At 33.2% G+C, this 15,710-nt stretch carries 16 protein-coding genes; 7 read left to right on the forward strand and 9 right to left on the reverse strand.

The features are described from left to right. On the reverse strand, window positions 1-185 hold a 185-nt coding region (locus tag AACY61_RS01065), incomplete at its 3' end, for an aromatic amino acid lyase (RefSeq protein WP_339609336.1). A 237-nt stretch (window positions 186-422) separates the two neighbouring features. Between AACY61_RS01065 and AACY61_RS01070 the strand changes: the two genes are divergently transcribed. Both AACY61_RS01070 and AACY61_RS01075 read left to right on the forward strand, forming a co-directional pair. Next, on the forward strand, window positions 423-614 hold the full coding sequence (locus AACY61_RS01070; RefSeq protein WP_339609338.1) for a cold shock domain-containing protein: 192 nt from the start codon (window positions 423-425) through the stop codon (window positions 612-614). 211 nt (window positions 615-825) lie between these two features. Beyond that, complete coding sequence (locus AACY61_RS01075; protein ID WP_339609340.1) at window positions 826-2,100, forward strand: hypothetical protein; 1,275 nt, start codon at window positions 826-828, stop codon at window positions 2,098-2,100. A gap of 344 nt (window positions 2,101-2,444) precedes the next feature. Here the strand turns inward: AACY61_RS01075 and AACY61_RS01080 are convergent, their stop codons facing one another. Genes AACY61_RS01080 through AACY61_RS01095 form a run of 4 tightly spaced genes read right to left on the reverse strand, consistent with a single transcriptional unit; the run spans window position 2,445 to window position 7,935 of the window. Continuing rightward, entirely contained in the window at window positions 2,445-3,899 is a 1,455-nt protein-coding gene (locus tag AACY61_RS01080; RefSeq protein ID WP_339609342.1) for an oligosaccharide flippase family protein, read from the reverse strand. 17 nt (window positions 3,900-3,916) lie between these two features. Beyond that, the gene (locus AACY61_RS01085) at window positions 3,917-5,209 is read right to left on the reverse strand and encodes a glycosyltransferase family 4 protein (protein WP_339609344.1); all 1,293 of its coding nucleotides are present in this window, start codon (window positions 5,207-5,209) and stop codon (window positions 3,917-3,919) included. A gap of 8 nt (window positions 5,210-5,217) precedes the next feature. After that, on the reverse strand, window positions 5,218-7,644 hold the full coding sequence (locus tag AACY61_RS01090; protein WP_339609346.1) for a YfhO family protein: 2,427 nt from the start codon (window positions 7,642-7,644) through the stop codon (window positions 5,218-5,220). A gap of 24 nt (window positions 7,645-7,668) precedes the next feature. Further along, window positions 7,669-7,935, reverse strand: coding sequence for a DUF4834 family protein (locus tag AACY61_RS01095; RefSeq protein ID WP_339609348.1), 267 nt, complete (start codon window positions 7,933-7,935; stop codon window positions 7,669-7,671). Window positions 7,936-8,092: 157 nt separating this feature from the next. On the opposite strand from AACY61_RS01095, the gene AACY61_RS01100 reads away from it, so the two are divergent. After that, window positions 8,093-9,031, forward strand: a complete 939-nt coding sequence (locus AACY61_RS01100) for a transporter (protein ID WP_339609350.1) — start codon at window positions 8,093-8,095, stop codon at window positions 9,029-9,031. A 3-nt stretch (window positions 9,032-9,034) separates the two neighbouring features. After that, the gene (locus AACY61_RS01105; RefSeq protein ID WP_339609352.1) at window positions 9,035-10,171 is read left to right on the forward strand and encodes a GNAT family N-acetyltransferase; all 1,137 of its coding nucleotides are present in this window, start codon (window positions 9,035-9,037) and stop codon (window positions 10,169-10,171) included. Here AACY61_RS01105 and AACY61_RS01110 read toward each other — a convergent pair. Continuing rightward, on the reverse strand, window positions 10,168-10,971 hold the full coding sequence (locus AACY61_RS01110) for a lysophospholipid acyltransferase family protein (RefSeq protein WP_339609354.1): 804 nt from the start codon (window positions 10,969-10,971) through the stop codon (window positions 10,168-10,170). The genes AACY61_RS01105 and AACY61_RS01110 overlap by 4 nt on opposite strands. A 70-nt stretch (window positions 10,972-11,041) precedes the next feature. Further along, window positions 11,042-11,683: a CoA pyrophosphatase gene (locus AACY61_RS01115; protein WP_339609356.1), complete on the reverse strand. Its 642-nt coding sequence runs from the start codon at window positions 11,681-11,683 to the stop codon at window positions 11,042-11,044. A 15-nt stretch (window positions 11,684-11,698) separates the two neighbouring features. Between AACY61_RS01115 and AACY61_RS01120 the strand changes: the two genes are divergently transcribed. Next, window positions 11,699-12,418 carry a peptidylprolyl isomerase gene (locus tag AACY61_RS01120; RefSeq protein ID WP_339609358.1) on the forward strand — a complete coding sequence of 240 codons (720 nt, stop codon included), beginning with the start codon at window positions 11,699-11,701 and terminating at the stop codon, window positions 12,416-12,418. Here AACY61_RS01120 and AACY61_RS01125 read toward each other — a convergent pair. Next, window positions 12,408-13,028 carry a trimeric intracellular cation channel family protein gene (locus AACY61_RS01125; RefSeq protein ID WP_339609360.1) on the reverse strand — a complete coding sequence of 207 codons (621 nt, stop codon included), beginning with the start codon at window positions 13,026-13,028 and terminating at the stop codon, window positions 12,408-12,410. The genes AACY61_RS01120 and AACY61_RS01125 overlap by 11 nt on opposite strands. After that, the gene (locus AACY61_RS01130; RefSeq protein WP_339609362.1) at window positions 13,029-13,742 is read right to left on the reverse strand and encodes an RDD family protein; all 714 of its coding nucleotides are present in this window, start codon (window positions 13,740-13,742) and stop codon (window positions 13,029-13,031) included. It lies immediately after the preceding gene. Window positions 13,743-13,777: 35 nt separating this feature from the next. Here AACY61_RS01130 and AACY61_RS01135 point away from each other — a divergent pair, with 35 nt between their 5' ends. Next, window positions 13,778-14,743, forward strand: coding sequence for a stage II sporulation protein M (locus tag AACY61_RS01135; protein ID WP_339609364.1), 966 nt, complete (start codon window positions 13,778-13,780; stop codon window positions 14,741-14,743). Then, window positions 14,727-15,581 carry a hypothetical protein gene (locus AACY61_RS01140; RefSeq protein ID WP_339609366.1) on the forward strand — a complete coding sequence of 285 codons (855 nt, stop codon included), beginning with the start codon at window positions 14,727-14,729 and terminating at the stop codon, window positions 15,579-15,581. Before AACY61_RS01135 ends, AACY61_RS01140 begins: the two co-directional genes overlap by 17 nt. Window positions 15,582-15,710: the final 129 nt, after the last annotated feature.

Raw genomic sequence — 15,710 nt, forward strand, 5'->3', positions numbered from 1 at the left:
AATCCTGTGTTGATTCCATAAATGGGTGTTTCATTATTAAGAATTTTAGTGTCAAGATATGCTCTGGATTTTTTAATGTTTAAAACTGCCTCGTCAGATAGTGCCAGTTGTTTTTGATGATCTATAATATCGATAATAGTAGCCAAGTCAAGTACTTGACTGCTTATGTAATGAAAGTCAGGCATTTTAATTAGAAATTTATTTATTGGTCCTCAAATGTAGGAAATAACAAATCAATTTATAAATATTTTAGTAAAACATTCTCGCTTATGTCTATAAAATACAAGCTATTATATTAATTATGTACCTTTACTCAACCTCCATTTAATCGATAATAAATAATTTATTGTAAAACAATAGGTTAAGAGAGTATTTAAACATATATTTGCAACTTATTAAAACAATTTTTTATTTTTATTATTATGCAAACAGGAACAGTAAAATTCTTCAATGATTCAAAAGGTTTTGGATTTATTAAAGACAACCAATCAAATGAAGAAATCTTCGTACACATCTCAGGTCTTATTGATGACATTAGAGAAGATGACGAAGTTACCTTTGAGACAGCTCAAGGAAAAAAAGGATTAAATGCAGTAAATGTTAAGCTTGCTTAAGCAGCGCTTTTAATATATACAATTTAAACTTTAAAAGCTCTCCATATCGGAGAGCTTTTTTTGTTTTATCCCCATATTTTTTTATTAAATTACTGTATTACAGAACACTAAACATAATTTCCGAATTTTGGCACGACCTTTGGTAATTATATAGCGTAAAGTATTGCTGACCAAAACAAATAAGCAATTACTAATATTTAAATCCGCTATTATGAAAAATTTTGTTCTCACATTCGCAGGCTTATTCATCGCTCTGATGTTTATCCCACAATCAGCTAAAGCTGTTGATTTTAACAGAAGTTATGACGGTAAGAAATTTATCTTCGTTGAAGGAGGTGTAGAGTTTTCTGTCTTCCCTGACGGTCAATTTGATTTTATATACTTGGGAAATCAAGGAACAAATGTTAGCATCAACACACCCAATGTTGCGATCAATTACAATTCCGGATACAATTATGATGCCTATGTTCAATATGATAGTTATGGAGCGGTAATTCAGGTTGAAGATGTGCCTATTTATTATGATGAATATGGTCGCATTATTCAAGCCGGTGATGTAACTATTCGTTATAATAACAGAAGGCTTATTCAGGTAGGCGGATTGTATGTACACTATAACCCTTATGGATATTACTCTCACTACACCGGTTATATTAATGTGTACAACAGGTATTATGTTTACAGACCCTGGCATACTTATTATGCTGTTCCTTTCTACACTTACTGCATAGTATATACCAATCCTTACAGAAGATATTATACACCCGTTAGATATAGCTACTCTTATCACAGAACATATTATCGCAATGGATATGCCTACTCAAACGGCAGAAGGGATTTTTATAGGCCCGGAACCCGTGTACACCATAGAGATGGCCGAGTAGCAGTAAACCAAAACTACAGAGGCGAAAGAAATGAATCTTTGACATACAGAAGAGATGACAGTAAAGTGCGCACAGCATACAACAGTCGTACTGAAAATGGTGTGCAACGCGGAACTCCAATTAGTGCGGTTGCAAACAGAAACGACAGAGTTCAAAGAGAAATTTCACGCACTTCAAATACATCCCGAGCTGAAAATACTCAAAGAGGAACACCTGTTTCTTCAAATGCACAAAGAGTAGAAAGAGTTGAAAGAAATGAAAGTGCAAGACCTGCAACTACTTTAAACAGAAGTGACAGAAACCAAGGTGTGAATACCAGTTCAAGAGTTACAAGAAATAATCGGGTACAACAAAGCAGGCCGGTAAGCAATAACGTTTCAAAACCTGAAAGAACAGTATCAAGCAGGCCAAGTGCTATAAGAAATGTTTCAAGAAGCACGAATACACAAAGAAATAAACCCGTTGTTTCTCAAAGCAGACAGAGAGATAGCGGTGCAGCTAAAAATGTTTCCAGAAGCACACCTTCAAGAAACACAACTGCAACAAGAGGTTCAAGCACAAACTCAAGAAATAACTCCTCATCCAGAGGTGGAAGAGGATAAAAATATTAAAATAAGTTTTGGTTGGTTAGTTGAAACCCTTTTGAAAGTGGAAACATTTGAAAGAGGGTTTCTCTTTTTATATCATCTAAGACAAATTCCAAGATACAATACTAGCAAAACATATCGAATGTTATCCTTTAACGTAAACCGTCTTCTTGTTCACAAAATCCAGCATACCGTCCTTTGCAAGTTCGTGGCTAATTAATGTTTCCCATCCTATTGTTATTAATTTAAAAATATTTAGGTTGCTAAATAACAATGAGACGGATTAATAGCGAGTGATAAACTAAACCCATTTGCAGAGAGAATTCTTTTCTTTTTTGGTGCCATTGTTGTTGTTTTTATTAAAAAGGTAGAAACCTTTTCATAAAAACTGAAATTTCTTCAGAAAGTTTGCCTTTATGAACCACAAACATATATAGTACACTTATCAAGATTGACTTTAACAGGATATTTATAACAGCATGGAAATTAAAATCCCAGAAAAAGAAGGTTAGTGCTGTAATTAATATTAAAATAAAAGTTTTTCCGGTTTCTGAAGTAAAAGGATGCATTTTAAACTTCCAGTTTACAACAATTATTTTAGAAAAACTGTACAAAAAAAGAGAAACTACAGTTGCAATTGCAGCTCCGTCAATCCCATAAAGAGGAATAAAAACTACATTAAGTGTAATGGTTAAAAGAGCTAAAAACACACCCAAAACAACGGTCCAGCGATAGTAATCTGAATTATACAAGATGGCATTGTTAATGCCCAATAAATTATCTAAAAGTTTTGAAAGAGAAATAAGTAAAACCACAAACAATCCACTACTATACTCCTCCGGAATTATGAAATATAGCTGTTTAATATTGAGTATAATTAATAGAAATATCCATCCAGAAATGACAAACAAAGTCAATGAACTTTTTTGATACAATTTTTTTAACTCTTCCCATTTTTTTGAATTAATCAATTGAGCTGTCAATGGATAGGTGATTTGATGCATCGCCCTTGCCGGAACAACAATAACCATCGCAATAAAAATAGCAACATTGTAATATGCAACATTCTCTATGGGTATATACTTTCCTATCATCACCTTATCAATATCAAGTAAAATGAGTGAAACTGAACCGGCAATAATAATTAGCAAAGAATATTTTAATATCGAAATGGTGTTTTTTGGAAACGAAAAAATAAACTTAGGGAACTTGAAGTTAAGGACATATAACTTCATAATTAGAAGCCGTAAAAAATATACTAACACCAAAGACCATATAAAATGCTCCGCAGTTAACCATTCAAAATAAACAGTTGTAAGCAATAACATAACTAAAACCCTATGAAAAACCTCCTTCATAAAATTTCCAAAGGCACTTTTCATTTGCACTTTCACCCATGAATAGTAGATTTCAAAGTAAGCCATGGCAATGGCAATCAAGAAAATACACCACACATATTCTTCAATAATTTCATTTTCATTGGAAAGAAAATATACAATACTTTCATACCCAATATACCCTAAAATCCCAACCGGAATGATAATTAACAACGGCAGATATAGCATAAAACTTAAAAAATTATTTCTATCAGGTAGTTGTTTATAAGAAGAATAAAACTTGATTAAGGTATTATGAACACCAAAAGCCATTAAAGGGGTCATTATGGTCGCTGCAGAAAGTAAAAAGCCCACCAAACCATAGTACTCATCTGTAAGAAAATTAGTGTAAAGAAACAAGGTATTCACTGCACCAATTGCAAAACCAATATAGGTAGTTATGGTATTTTGAATAGACTGTTTTATGACAATTCCCATGAAAAGAAATTTCTGTTTTAACGCAACTCATGTAAAACTTCAACCAGTTTTTTGGTGAGATTTTTTCTGCTGAAAGCTTCTATACCTTGCGAATGTATCACTAACTTTTTATTTTTATAGAGTTCAAACCAGCTATATATCTTTTTTTTAATTTCCTTTTCCTGAGAGTAATCAAAAAATGTTCCGGTCTGTGTTGAGTTAATCAAGGGCTCAACGTCACTATCTTTAGGCCCTAAAGCTAAAATGGGTCTGCCTGAAGCCATATACTCAAAAAGCTTTCCTGGAATTATTGCTTGGGTTTCCTTACTATCAATTTCAATCAGTAATAAAACTTGTGATTTCTTCTGTAGATCAACAGATTCTATATGTGAAACATATCCAAACTTTTTCAAATGATTCTTTAACCCAAAGCTTTCAATACTTGCAACCACCTCGTCGCTCACAGTTCCAGCGAGTTGTAGCTTAAATTTGGAAGCAAAATCTTCATTTTCTTCAACCATTTCTGAAAGTACTTTCCAAAGAATTTTGGGATTTCGCTCAGAAAGCAAAGAACCAATATGTGAAATTGTAAAATCATCATCTAGTTGTTCTGCGGATGTTAATGCAACATCAAAACCATTAGTTATAACAGTTATGGGTTTTTTTGTTATATTTTCAAACTGTCTTTTTGTGGAGGGGCTTGTCACAATAACAGCATCACAATTTGTTAACACATTAAACTCAAATTGCTTGTGTTTTGTTTGTGAACGTTTTGATAGGCGAAGTTTTTTATGATACCCTATCGATGTCCAAGGATCTCTAAAATCGGTTAACCAAGGAATTCCTGTTTCGTTTTTCAATTCCATTCCAATCAAATGAAGACTGTGTGGCGGGCCGGAAGTAATGACAACTTCAACAGGATTGTCAAGGATATATTTTTTCAAAAACTCGACCGAAGGTTTTACCCAACCCACCCGTGCATCTGGGATAAAATAATTGCCCCTCACCCAAAGCAGAAATTTTTCCAATACAGATTGCTTTTTGTTTGATATGATGCCACTGCTGATGGTTTGTGTTTTCTTTTTTGAAAGAAGTTTAGCAAAACGATAGGGTTCTTTTATAGGATGCTTGATCACTTCAATTCCCTTTGGAGTTTCAGATTCAAAAGAATAATCTATTAATGGATAATGTGGGTTTTCAGGAACAAAAACGACAGGTTCTACATCAAATTCACGTAAGTATTTTACAAACTTTAACCATCGCTGCACTCCAGGTCCACCGGCTGGTGGCCAGTAATATGTGATAATCAATACCCTAAGTGGATTTTTCACAGAGTCCCTTATTTTTTCTTTCGATACGAAACAAAAACAGCCCCTATTAATAAAATCAAGAATAAGATACTGCTTGCCAGACTTATTTTACTTCCTGTCTCTATAACTTCAGGTTCAAACTTAAATTCAATTTTGTTATAACCCGGTGGTATAACCATTGCCCTTAGTGCATAATTTGCTCTAAAATGCTCTTGAGGTTTTCCATTTATATAGGCGTTCCATCCATATGGATAATACACTTCTGAAAAAACAACAATACCCTCTTGTGAGTTATCAGTTTCGTAATGAAGATAATCAGGTCTAACTTTAACAAGGTCTATGATTGCTGTAGAATCAACTTGCATATTGGTCGTAGGCAATAAATTTGAAAACTCTTTATGAATAATGGCTTTCTTCTTGGTATTGGTTTCAGCAATGGAAAGAATCTCTTCATCTGCATTATCAACCAAAACAACACTATCTACAAACCAAGCATTCCCATTGGCTTCATAATTTTCAGAAAACAACACTTTACCCTCATCATCACGTTCTAATAAGTACTTTACATTGAACATATTAAATACTTCAAGACTGCCTTTTTCTAGGTAAAAATCATACAGGTCTTGAATCCGTCCGGGTTTTGCAGCATGATATCCACCTAAAGCATTGTGAAAATAACTTGCCCTACCACTTCCAAATGGGTTTGAACTTAAGTCATAAACTCTAAAATGTGTTTTATCTTTGGAAATTTCAGCATCGGCCTGTGTTTGCTGGAAAGGAGTATTCATTTGTCTGGTAGTTACAAAATTATCATTGTTCACATACCTTTTATCGACACTCACAAGGTCAAATATAATTAAAACCCCCATTATCAGTACTAGGGCATTTTGATTTAGCTTGTTTATTAAATACAAGTAAAGCGTTGTTCCGGCAACGATAACAAGTCCTAGGCTTCTTAATGTGTCTTCTATGAAAATTGACTTACGGTCTTCCTTAATGGCATCCATAAACTCTTGACCATAAGCCTGAATATAATAACCATCGTTTACACCTGAAAAAGAAAATAAACTATTTTTAAAGAATAAAAACAATAAACAAAGAACTCCTAAAATTCCACCACTGTATTTTAGTGCTTTAATTTTTTCTTTTTGATCAATCTTTGATGAAATTAGTTTTTGGAGCCCTAAAACAGCCAAAATAGGCATGCAAAGTTCAATGATTACCTGTATAGAAGAAACTGCTCTAAATTTATCATACAATGGAAAATAATCGATAAAAAGATTCGTCAAAAACTCTGCGTTTTTACCCCAAGAAAGAAATAACGCGACTAAAGAACCGGCAATCAACCAGCGTTTATGCTTGCCTTTAAGCAGAAAAACCCCCAATATAGACAGAAATAGTATTACAGCACCAATATATGCCGGTGCAGCTACAATGGGTTGCTGACCCCAATAAGTGGGCACTGCAGTTACAAAATCACTTGCCTGAGCAGGAGAGAGTCCCCGTTTCATTAAAAAATCATAAGTAGCAGAATCTGTCCCAACATCTTCAACATTTCCACCTCCCATAAATCGCGGGATGAATAAATTGAAGGTTTCAACTAGACCATAGGAATACTCTGTGATATATTCTTTGGAGAGACCCTGTGTATTATCTTTTGGTGCACCATCTGGGGTGATGGTCAGTTCACTTTGACCACGTGTGGATTCTGCAGCATATTCCTGTGTTGCTAAAATATTGGTTGCATTCAGACCAACTGCAATGATCACTCCCGCGACCATTAAACCAACTGCTTTAAAGAAGTGCGGGAGTTCCTTGTTTTTGAAAGCATCCATCAAATATACAATACCTACTACCAATACCAGTATTAATAAATAATAAGTCATTTGAAAGTGGTTAGCACTTATTTCAAGAGCCATGGCCAGTGAAAATAAAATAAAGCCCCAAAGGTATTTTTTTTGAAAGACGAGAAATATTCCCGCCAGCACTAAAGGCATGTATGCGATGGCATGTGCTTTGGCATTATGACCCCCTCCCAAAATTATTATCAAATAAGTAGAAAAACCAAAGCCTAAAGCTCCCAAAGCAGCTAATTTATAATCAACTTTTAAAACCAGTAAGAGAATGTAAAAACCAATAAAATATAGAAATAAATAATCAGCCGGTCTGGGTAAAAACCTAAGTGTTCTGTCAAGCTGTTTGATGTAGTTGTGTGGGTATTGTGCTCCAAGTTGATATGTGGGCATTCCTCCAAATGCCGAATTGGTCCAATAGGACTCTTCCCCTGTCGCCTCCCTGTAATCATTGTGCTGTTTTGCCATTCCGGTATACTGAACAATATCACTTTGCAAAATTTGTTTGCCTTGTAAAACCGGACTGAAATAAAACAAGGAAACAATAATAAAAAGAGTAAGAACAATGAGGTGAGGGAGATACTTTTGGGTAAAATCTTTCATTGGATTGGTTTAGAAATGCGAAAATTAATCAATTTCTTCGTAATCTACATATTCTCCAACAGGTTTCTTATTGTTTGATTTCTTTTGATTTTTTTTATCAAAAACTGTTTCTTTATTTACTTGTTCATTAGACTGCTCAAAATTATAGTGCCCTTTAAAAGCCTGCTCCATTTTCTGACCCGCTTTTTTAGCAATATATCGCATAATAAAAGGAGCTGCTAAGCGAAAAACTATTTTTAGCCCAAAATAAACTAAAAGTATTATTAAAAGCGTTTTTAAAAACGTTTCCATTTTTGTGTACTGTTTGAATTTTATTAAAGTTCAAAAATAAGCAACACCATACAGAAATGGGAATAAGTTGTATTAAAAAAATAATAAATTCTTATATATTTACACAAAACACAAATGCCCGATGATCATGAAAAACCTCTTGCTTAGCAGTATCTTGATGTGTAGTTGTTTAACTTTATTTGGACAGTATACTGAAGTGATAAATTCTAACAGGCCCGGAGCCTCTCAAGGTGCTTTTGCAGTCGGAAATCAAGTGTTACAACTTGAAACTGGATTTACTAAAGGTTGGGAAAAACACGAATTACTCCAAACAGAAACCAATGCTTTTACCATTGATTATGCATTGAGGTATGGTCTTATATGGGAGCAGTTGGAAATAAGCATAAATGGCTCTTTTCTTTCAGAATCAGTGATCGATAACCGTTCAGCAACTGCATTTGAATATGATCAAAGTAATTTTAAATTTAATACACTTGGTGCAAAATATTTAATTTATGACCCCTATAAAAAACGAGCGCTTGAAAAACCTAACCTGTATAGTTGGAACGCTAATAACAAATTCAGATGGAGAGAATTGATTCCGGCAGTTTCCTTTTATGCTGGTGTAAATTTTGACACAAAAGACAACCCGTTTCTGCCACCCAACGACCCCACTATTAGTCCAAAATTTGTTGTAATGACACAAAATAATATGCAAGGTGGATGGGTTTTTGTAACCAATATAATTGTGGACCGCGTTACTTCAGAGTTTCCTTCATACTCTTACATCCTTACTTTGACTCATGCCTTCAACCCTAAGTTTTCTATGTTTATAGAAAATCAAGGTATTAAAAGTGATTTTTATGCCGATCAAATACTACGCTTTGGAGGCGCACATCTTTTTGGAAAGGATTTTCAAATTGATGTAATGGCTTCAACCAACTTTAAAGATACTCCTTCAAAATTTTACATTGGTGCAGGTGTTTCCTACCGATTGGACATGCACTCCAAAGACCAAGTAATTGAAGAATCAAATAAAAGAAACAAAGGCAATGATGGTGAGAGTGGAAAAAAAAGAAAAGATGATTTTATTGACCTTGAAAATGATGGTAAATAAGATATGATTACGGTTCAAGAAGTTACTTCAAAAAAGAGGCTCAAACAGTTTGTTTTATTTCCATTTGACCTTTATAAAAATTCTAAAAATTGGGTTCCTCCTCTGATTAAAGATGAGCTCGAAGGATTTGATAAACAAATCAATCCGGCATTTGAAAATGCTGAAGTTTGGTTTTACCTGGCTTTTAAAAATGGCAAGATCGTAGGTAGAATCGCTGTAATTATTAACTGGCATGAAATCAACACGCTCAACTTACAAAAAGTGAGATTTGGATGGTTTGACTTCATTGATGATATGGAGGTAAGCAAAGCATTACTTAATAAAGCGTTTGAAAAAGGAAAAGAAAAATCCCTAACCTATACCGAAGGCCCCATTGGGTTTTCAAATATGGATAAAGTAGGCGCAATGACAATGGGGTATGACCGTTTGGGAAGCATGATAACCTGGTATAACTTTCCATATTATATTACCCATTTTGAAAAGTTAGGTTTTACAACTGAAAAAGAGTTTATAGAAAGTGAGTTTTCATTTGATAATGTAAAAAACACTGAAATTTTTTACAGAGCTGATAAACTAATCAGGCAGAAATATGATTTTAAAGCACTCAACTTTAACAATTCAAAAGACATTGAACCTCACGTAAACAGCATGTTTGATTTATTCAATGAATCCTATTCCTCTTTGTCTTCATTTGTTTCAATTACTGAAAAACAAAAAGAATTTTTTAAAAGAAAGTATATAGGCCTTATCAACCCAGAGTACATCAAATTTGTCGTTGATAAAGATGACAGACTTATTGCTTTTAGTGTGGTGATGACTTCTTATTCTAAGGCCTTACAAAAAGCAAAAGGAAAACTTTTTCCGTTTGGATTTATACATTTTTTAAGAGCTAAAAAGAAAAATGATACGGTTTTATTTTACTTAATTGGTATTCGACCTGAATATCAAAACAAGGGGGTCACGGCTGTGATATTTAAAGAATATTATGAAACATTTAAAAAGAATGGAATTAAAAACTGCATTTTAACACCTATTTTGGCTGACAATTATGCTTTGCAAAACTTGTGGAAAAACTTTAACCCTCAAGTGGTTGTAAGAAGAAAAACATTCAAACTAAAATTAGCAGAATGGAAATTTTAATATTTCCACTGTCTTTGTTTATTTTCTTCTTCAGCCTTTTTGAGCTCTTCAGCGGGAATAACTTTTAAAAATGAAGGGTGCTGTTCTATGGCTATTTCGAGTTTAGTTACAATTTCATCTACAGTTTCATTTTCATAATCAATTTCAAGAGGTTGCTTAATTTCCATAGATTGAAGAATTCCTCTTTTTTTGATCATAATTCCTTTTTTATCAAAGGACCTTCTGAAACCATCAATAACAATAGGTACTACAACAGGCTTAAATTTTTTGATGATGTGTGCTGTTCCTCTTCTAATGGGTTTCCAGGGTTTAGTTGTACCTTGAGGAAAAGTAATCACCCAACCATCGTTGAGTGCTTTTCCAATATTTGTAATATCACTCATCTTTACTTGCCTGTTGACTTCTTGGCCTTTGGCACGCCATGTGCGATCAATAGGAACAGCACCTGCATAAGCTAATACTTTTGGTAATAATCCAGATTTCATTGTCTCACTTGCAGCGATATAATAAATATTTAGTTTTGGATTCCATAAATATCCTATATTTTTTATGGAATCTTCCCTCCCACTAAGACTTGCATTAAACACATGAAACATTGCTACTACATCTGCAAAATATGTTTGATGATTTGAAACAAAAAGAACATTTTCATCTGGTAAATTAAGAAGGTATTCTGAACCTTCAATTTGCAATTCATTAAAACCCTTAAATCTTCTATGAGTGATTGCACCCATAAATCTAATTAACCAACGTTTTAATAAAAGTATATGACCAAAAGGATTTCTTTTTAATAATCCCATAGAAAATCAGTTTTGAGGTTACGCTCATACTAACAGTATAAACGGACGGCAAAGATACAAAAAGGGAAGCTTATAGCACTTCTTTTATTAAGTGTCTTACTTCACTTAAAATCATTGCTGTAGCGCCCCACACTATATGGCCGTTTAATTCATATGCAGGAACCTGTATGTTTTTAGCATAAGAAGTAGACAAGGTTTGTGTACAAATACATTTATCATCCAAAAAGTGAGTAAGTTTTACTTCAATCAAATCTTCAACTTCAGAAGGTTGGGCAATGAATTGGGGAGTATCATTTGAATAGCCCAAATAAGGTTGTACAATAAAATTGCTTGGGGGAATATACATTTCGGTAAGTTGCTTTAAAACATTTATTTTTTTTCTAGGTACTCCTATTTCTTCTTCAGTTTCTCTTATTGCTGTATGCTGAAGGTCTTTGTCTTCAATTTCATATCTACCGCCGGGAAAACCAACTTGAGCTGAATGTACTCCTTTATAGGTCTTTCGCAAAATCAATATCAGATTAGTTTCATTTTTCAAGGTAGGGTAAAACAATACCATTACCCCAGCCCTTTTCACATTTTCACTCATAAGTGCAACGCGTTTTAATTCATTCAAACGTTCAGCCGGAGCCATTTTTAGTTGAATATTTTCGCCGGGGAGACTTAATTTTTTTACTTTTGAAAGTGATTCTTTAAATTCATTAAACTCCATAAAAGCTATTTATAAATGAAAAAAATTGTCTTTTTAATTTTTGCGGTGCTCATTGTTTCATCATGTGAAGATAAAAAAAAAGAAAATGAAACTGTTACTACTAAAAATAAAGATACAACCACAGTCTCAATTCCTGAATCTATTAAAAAGAAACTCAACAAAGAAAAATTTAAAGACACCTTAGACCAGGTAGTTAGTTTAACTAATGAGACACTTGAAGAATTCCTCCATGAGTATGGTAATAATAACCCTGAAAGGTTTGTGACTCTTGAAACTTCCCAAGGAAATATCAAGCTGGAACTATACACTACAACTCCAATTCACAGGGCTCACTTTATTTACTTAATAAAAAATGGTTATTTAAATACCACCGTTTTTCACAGAGTTGTTAAAGATTTTATTATTCAAGGAGGAAACAGCGACCGAATTGAAACCAGCAGGATGAGAAGTAAAATGGGTGAATATACATTGCCTCCTGAAATTAAATACAAACATAACAGAGGTGCTTTAGCGTCAGCCAAAGAATATAGGGACAATCCTGATGACAGGTCTGCTCCTTTTGAGTTTTACATTGTTCAAAGTGCTGAAGGAGCTCATCATTTAAATCCAAATTATACTGTTTTTGGAAAAGTAATTTCAGGAATGGCCGTAGTTGACAAAATTGCCAATTTAAAAACCGATGAAGGCGACTGGCCGCTTTACAATGTTTTTATAAATGCAGTTATTAATGATTAAGTGAGTCTTTCTTATAAACTGAAGGAAGTGAAAGTTGAAACCGAACAGCCAAAAGTCTAACAGTGATTACCACAGAACCTGAAATAATTACAATCCAATTGATATCTAATGAAGTTAAATTCAATAAAAAATAAAAAACGCCGCCTAAAATACATGCAGTAGCATAAATTTCTTTTCTGAAAATGATTGGAATTTCATTACATAAAATATCTCTGATTACACCACCAAAGCAGGCAGAAATTGTACCCAATGAAATGCAAATAATTGGATGCAAGTCCATTTGAACTCCTTTTTCAATTCCAACAAGTGTATACAATGCAATGCCAATAGTATCAAACAAAAACAAAGAACGCCTCACATAATTAAGTTTGTTTCTAAATACCATTGCAAAAAGAGCTGCAGCAAAAATTACATAGATGTAAGTCATATTTAACATCCATGTAATGGGCAAATCCAGCAACAAATCTCTCAAGGTTCCTCCCCCGGTTGCAGTTACAAATGCAATGATAAATATTCCAAATAAATCAAGTCTTTTGTGCATTGCTGTAAGAACACCAGATATTGCGAAAGCTATGGTTCCAAGAATGTCTAATGTTAAATAAATACTCATTTATTTTTGAGTTAAGAATGTATAATCTTTAATTACTCTTTCAACAAAATTAATTGGTTTTTCATCAAAAGGAGTATCCATAACTTTTGAAACCCTTTCTGACAATCTCAAGATTAAATGATGATTGTTATAGGTTTTTGCATTGTAATATACAGATTTTATGGTTTGTATGTCCTTATCATTAAAAACAGTTACTTGTTGATATTTAGGGACATAATCAGCAGAAAATTCAACCATTTGTATGGATGATAAAGAAACTGTTTTTTTCTCAGAAATCACAGTAGTAGTAGCTGCTATATCTCCTAAACGCTGGCCTTTTCCGTTCAACAAAATTGTAACAACTGCTACTCCTCCACTAGTTAAACTAATATCAATCAACCTTAATAACCAACGTAGCAAAAAATTTGAAAAAGATGGCTTTGAACCATCTATCATTACAACTCGCAAATTCAAAGCAGCTTTACCAGGACTTTGTCCATTCCAAAAAGTTTCCCAAAGTAAATGGTATAATAACAACGGTAGACCGATTGTCATTGCAATTAAAAAATATGAATCATCAGCAATTTCGACTACAGAAAACAAATAAAATACTACAAACAAATAGATTATTATTAGAACACTGTCTATAATGTAGGCTAAAATACGCTCACCTATGCCTGCAACATTTTGTGAAATCGTTACATTTTGTGCAGTTTGTATTTGAAAATTATCCATTTAATCTGTTTCTTTGGAAAAGCAAAATCCTGTAGATGCGCGAAGCAGCTTTTATAAAACAAAATAAAGACAAATGGTTAAGATTTGAAAATGTTCTAAAGAATAATATTCAGATTTCTCCAGACGAACTCAGTGCACTTTATATTGAGGTTACAGACCATTTGAGTTACGCACAAACATTTTATCCGAAAAGTCAAACTTTAAGCTATTTAAACAGTCTTTCAATACTGGCTCATCAAAAGATTTACAAGAGTAAAAAAGAATCGAGAAATCGCCTGATAACATTTTATACGAAAGAATTTCCCCTATTCTTTTACAGTTACCAGAAACACTTGCTTGTTTCATTTTTAACTTTTTTTCTTTTTAGTCTGATTGGCGGTTATTCTGCAGCTACAGATGTTGATTTTGTCAGATTAATTATGGGGGATAGTTATGTTAACATGACATTAGACAACATCGAAAAAGGAGACCCCATGGCTGTATATAAAAAAATGGGAGAAATGGAAATGTTTTTAGGTATTACCATAAACAACATCAGAGTGGCTCTAAATGCTTTTGTTTTCGGAGTTTTTTTAAGTATAGGAACCTTATTTATTTTAATGAGAAACGGAATAATGTTAGGGTCATTTCAATACTTCTTTTATGAACATGGTGTCTTTTGGGAATCAGTAAGTACAATTTGGATTCACGGTACCATAGAAATATCTGTAATTATTGTTGCAGGTGCAGCTGGTCTTGTTTTAGGAAACAGTATACTTTTCCCGGGTACCTACACCAGAATTCATTCATTTATCAGGGGTGCAAAAGCTGGTTTAAAAATTTTAATGAGCACCATTCCTTTTTTTATCATCGCGGGATTTCTGGAGGGTTATGTAACCAGACATACAGATATGCCATACTGGCTTTCATTTTTTATTATTGGCGGCTCTCTTTTTCTAATTTTATATTATTATATTTTTTACCCCATCAAATTAAATAAACTCCATGAAAGAAGTAATTAATTTTAAGCAACAACGTGAAATTGGCTCAATAATCACTGATATATTCAAATTCATCAGAGAGGAAGGAAAGTCGTTGTTTACCATCATTCTAAAAGTCACCGGTCCCGCATTGTTGGCAATGATTGGAAGCTATATCTTTTATATGCAAACAACTTTGGGCAATATTGAAAGAATGATAATTTCTGAAACACTCGGAACCAACACAATCATTTCAGTTTTTTTATTGCTAATTTCTGTAATTGCTTTTTATTCATTGATATATGGAACCATACTAGGGTACATTAAATCATACATCGACACTGATGGTAAAGTCAACCTCAATGACGTTTCTACTTTTTCAAAATCTCAGTTTTTTTCAATGATTGGATTAAATATTTTAGTAGGAATAATAACCTTTGCCGGTTTTGTATTTTGTGTTTTGCCGGGGATTTATCTTGGTGTATGTCTGTCATTGGCATATCCAATTTTTGTTTTTGAACGTAATGATATCAGTTTTGCTATTAGCAACAGTTTTAAATTAATTAAAGATGAATGGTGGATTACTTTTGCAACCTTTATTGTGATTTATTTACTATACTATTTAATAACTTTTATTTTTCAGGTGCCTCAATTGATGTATTATTTTTCTAAAGGATTTTTAATGAGTGAAGAACTATCTGGTGACCCTTTTTCTATAGTTGACTGGTTCTCTATTACACTAGATGTTATTGCGATGCTTGCACAATACCTTTTGTTTACTATAGTAATTATTGCAATTGCTTTTATCTATTTTAATTTAAATGAAAAGAAAAATTTCACAGGTACGTTAGAATCTATTGATCAATTGGGCAAAAGTTAAACAACTATGAAAGCCACTTGTTTTTTAGTATGTTTTATTTGCTTTATTTGGAGCGGTTTTCCACTTTCAGACACTTTGGAAGAAAATCAATCTCAATCAATTATTTTTGATCAAGACTCAACGCTTGTA

Source organism: uncultured Planktosalinus sp., from assembly GCF_963973675.1.
Taxonomy (GTDB): domain Bacteria; phylum Bacteroidota; class Bacteroidia; order Flavobacteriales; family Flavobacteriaceae; genus Planktosalinus.

Coding starts and splice junctions, on each gene's coding strand:
- AACY61_RS01090 (WP_339609346.1), bottom strand. CDS start 7,644: ATGAAAGATTTTACCCAAAAGTATCTCCCTCACCTCATTGTTCTTACT.
- AACY61_RS01120 (WP_339609358.1), top strand. CDS start 11,699: ATGAAAAAAATTGTCTTTTTAATTTTTGCGGTGCTCATTGTTTCATCA.
- AACY61_RS01095 (WP_339609348.1), bottom strand. CDS start 7,935: ATGGAAACGTTTTTAAAAACGCTTTTAATAATACTTTTAGTTTATTTT.
- AACY61_RS01135 (WP_339609364.1), top strand. CDS start 13,778: ATGCGCGAAGCAGCTTTTATAAAACAAAATAAAGACAAATGGTTAAGA.
- AACY61_RS01130 (WP_339609362.1), bottom strand. CDS start 13,742: ATGGATAATTTTCAAATACAAACTGCACAAAATGTAACGATTTCACAA.
- AACY61_RS01080 (WP_339609342.1), bottom strand. CDS start 3,899: ATGGGAATTGTCATAAAACAGTCTATTCAAAATACCATAACTACCTAT.
- AACY61_RS01125 (WP_339609360.1), bottom strand. CDS start 13,028: ATGAGTATTTATTTAACATTAGACATTCTTGGAACCATAGCTTTCGCA.
- AACY61_RS01105 (WP_339609352.1), top strand. CDS start 9,035: ATGATTACGGTTCAAGAAGTTACTTCAAAAAAGAGGCTCAAACAGTTT.
- AACY61_RS01070 (WP_339609338.1), top strand. CDS start 423: ATGCAAACAGGAACAGTAAAATTCTTCAATGATTCAAAAGGTTTTGGA.
- AACY61_RS01100 (WP_339609350.1), top strand. CDS start 8,093: ATGTGTAGTTGTTTAACTTTATTTGGACAGTATACTGAAGTGATAAAT.
- AACY61_RS01140 (WP_339609366.1), top strand. CDS start 14,727: ATGAAAGAAGTAATTAATTTTAAGCAACAACGTGAAATTGGCTCAATA.
- AACY61_RS01115 (WP_339609356.1), bottom strand. CDS start 11,683: ATGGAGTTTAATGAATTTAAAGAATCACTTTCAAAAGTAAAAAAATTA.
- AACY61_RS01110 (WP_339609354.1), bottom strand. CDS start 10,971: ATGGGATTATTAAAAAGAAATCCTTTTGGTCATATACTTTTATTAAAA.
- AACY61_RS01075 (WP_339609340.1), top strand. CDS start 826: ATGAAAAATTTTGTTCTCACATTCGCAGGCTTATTCATCGCTCTGATG.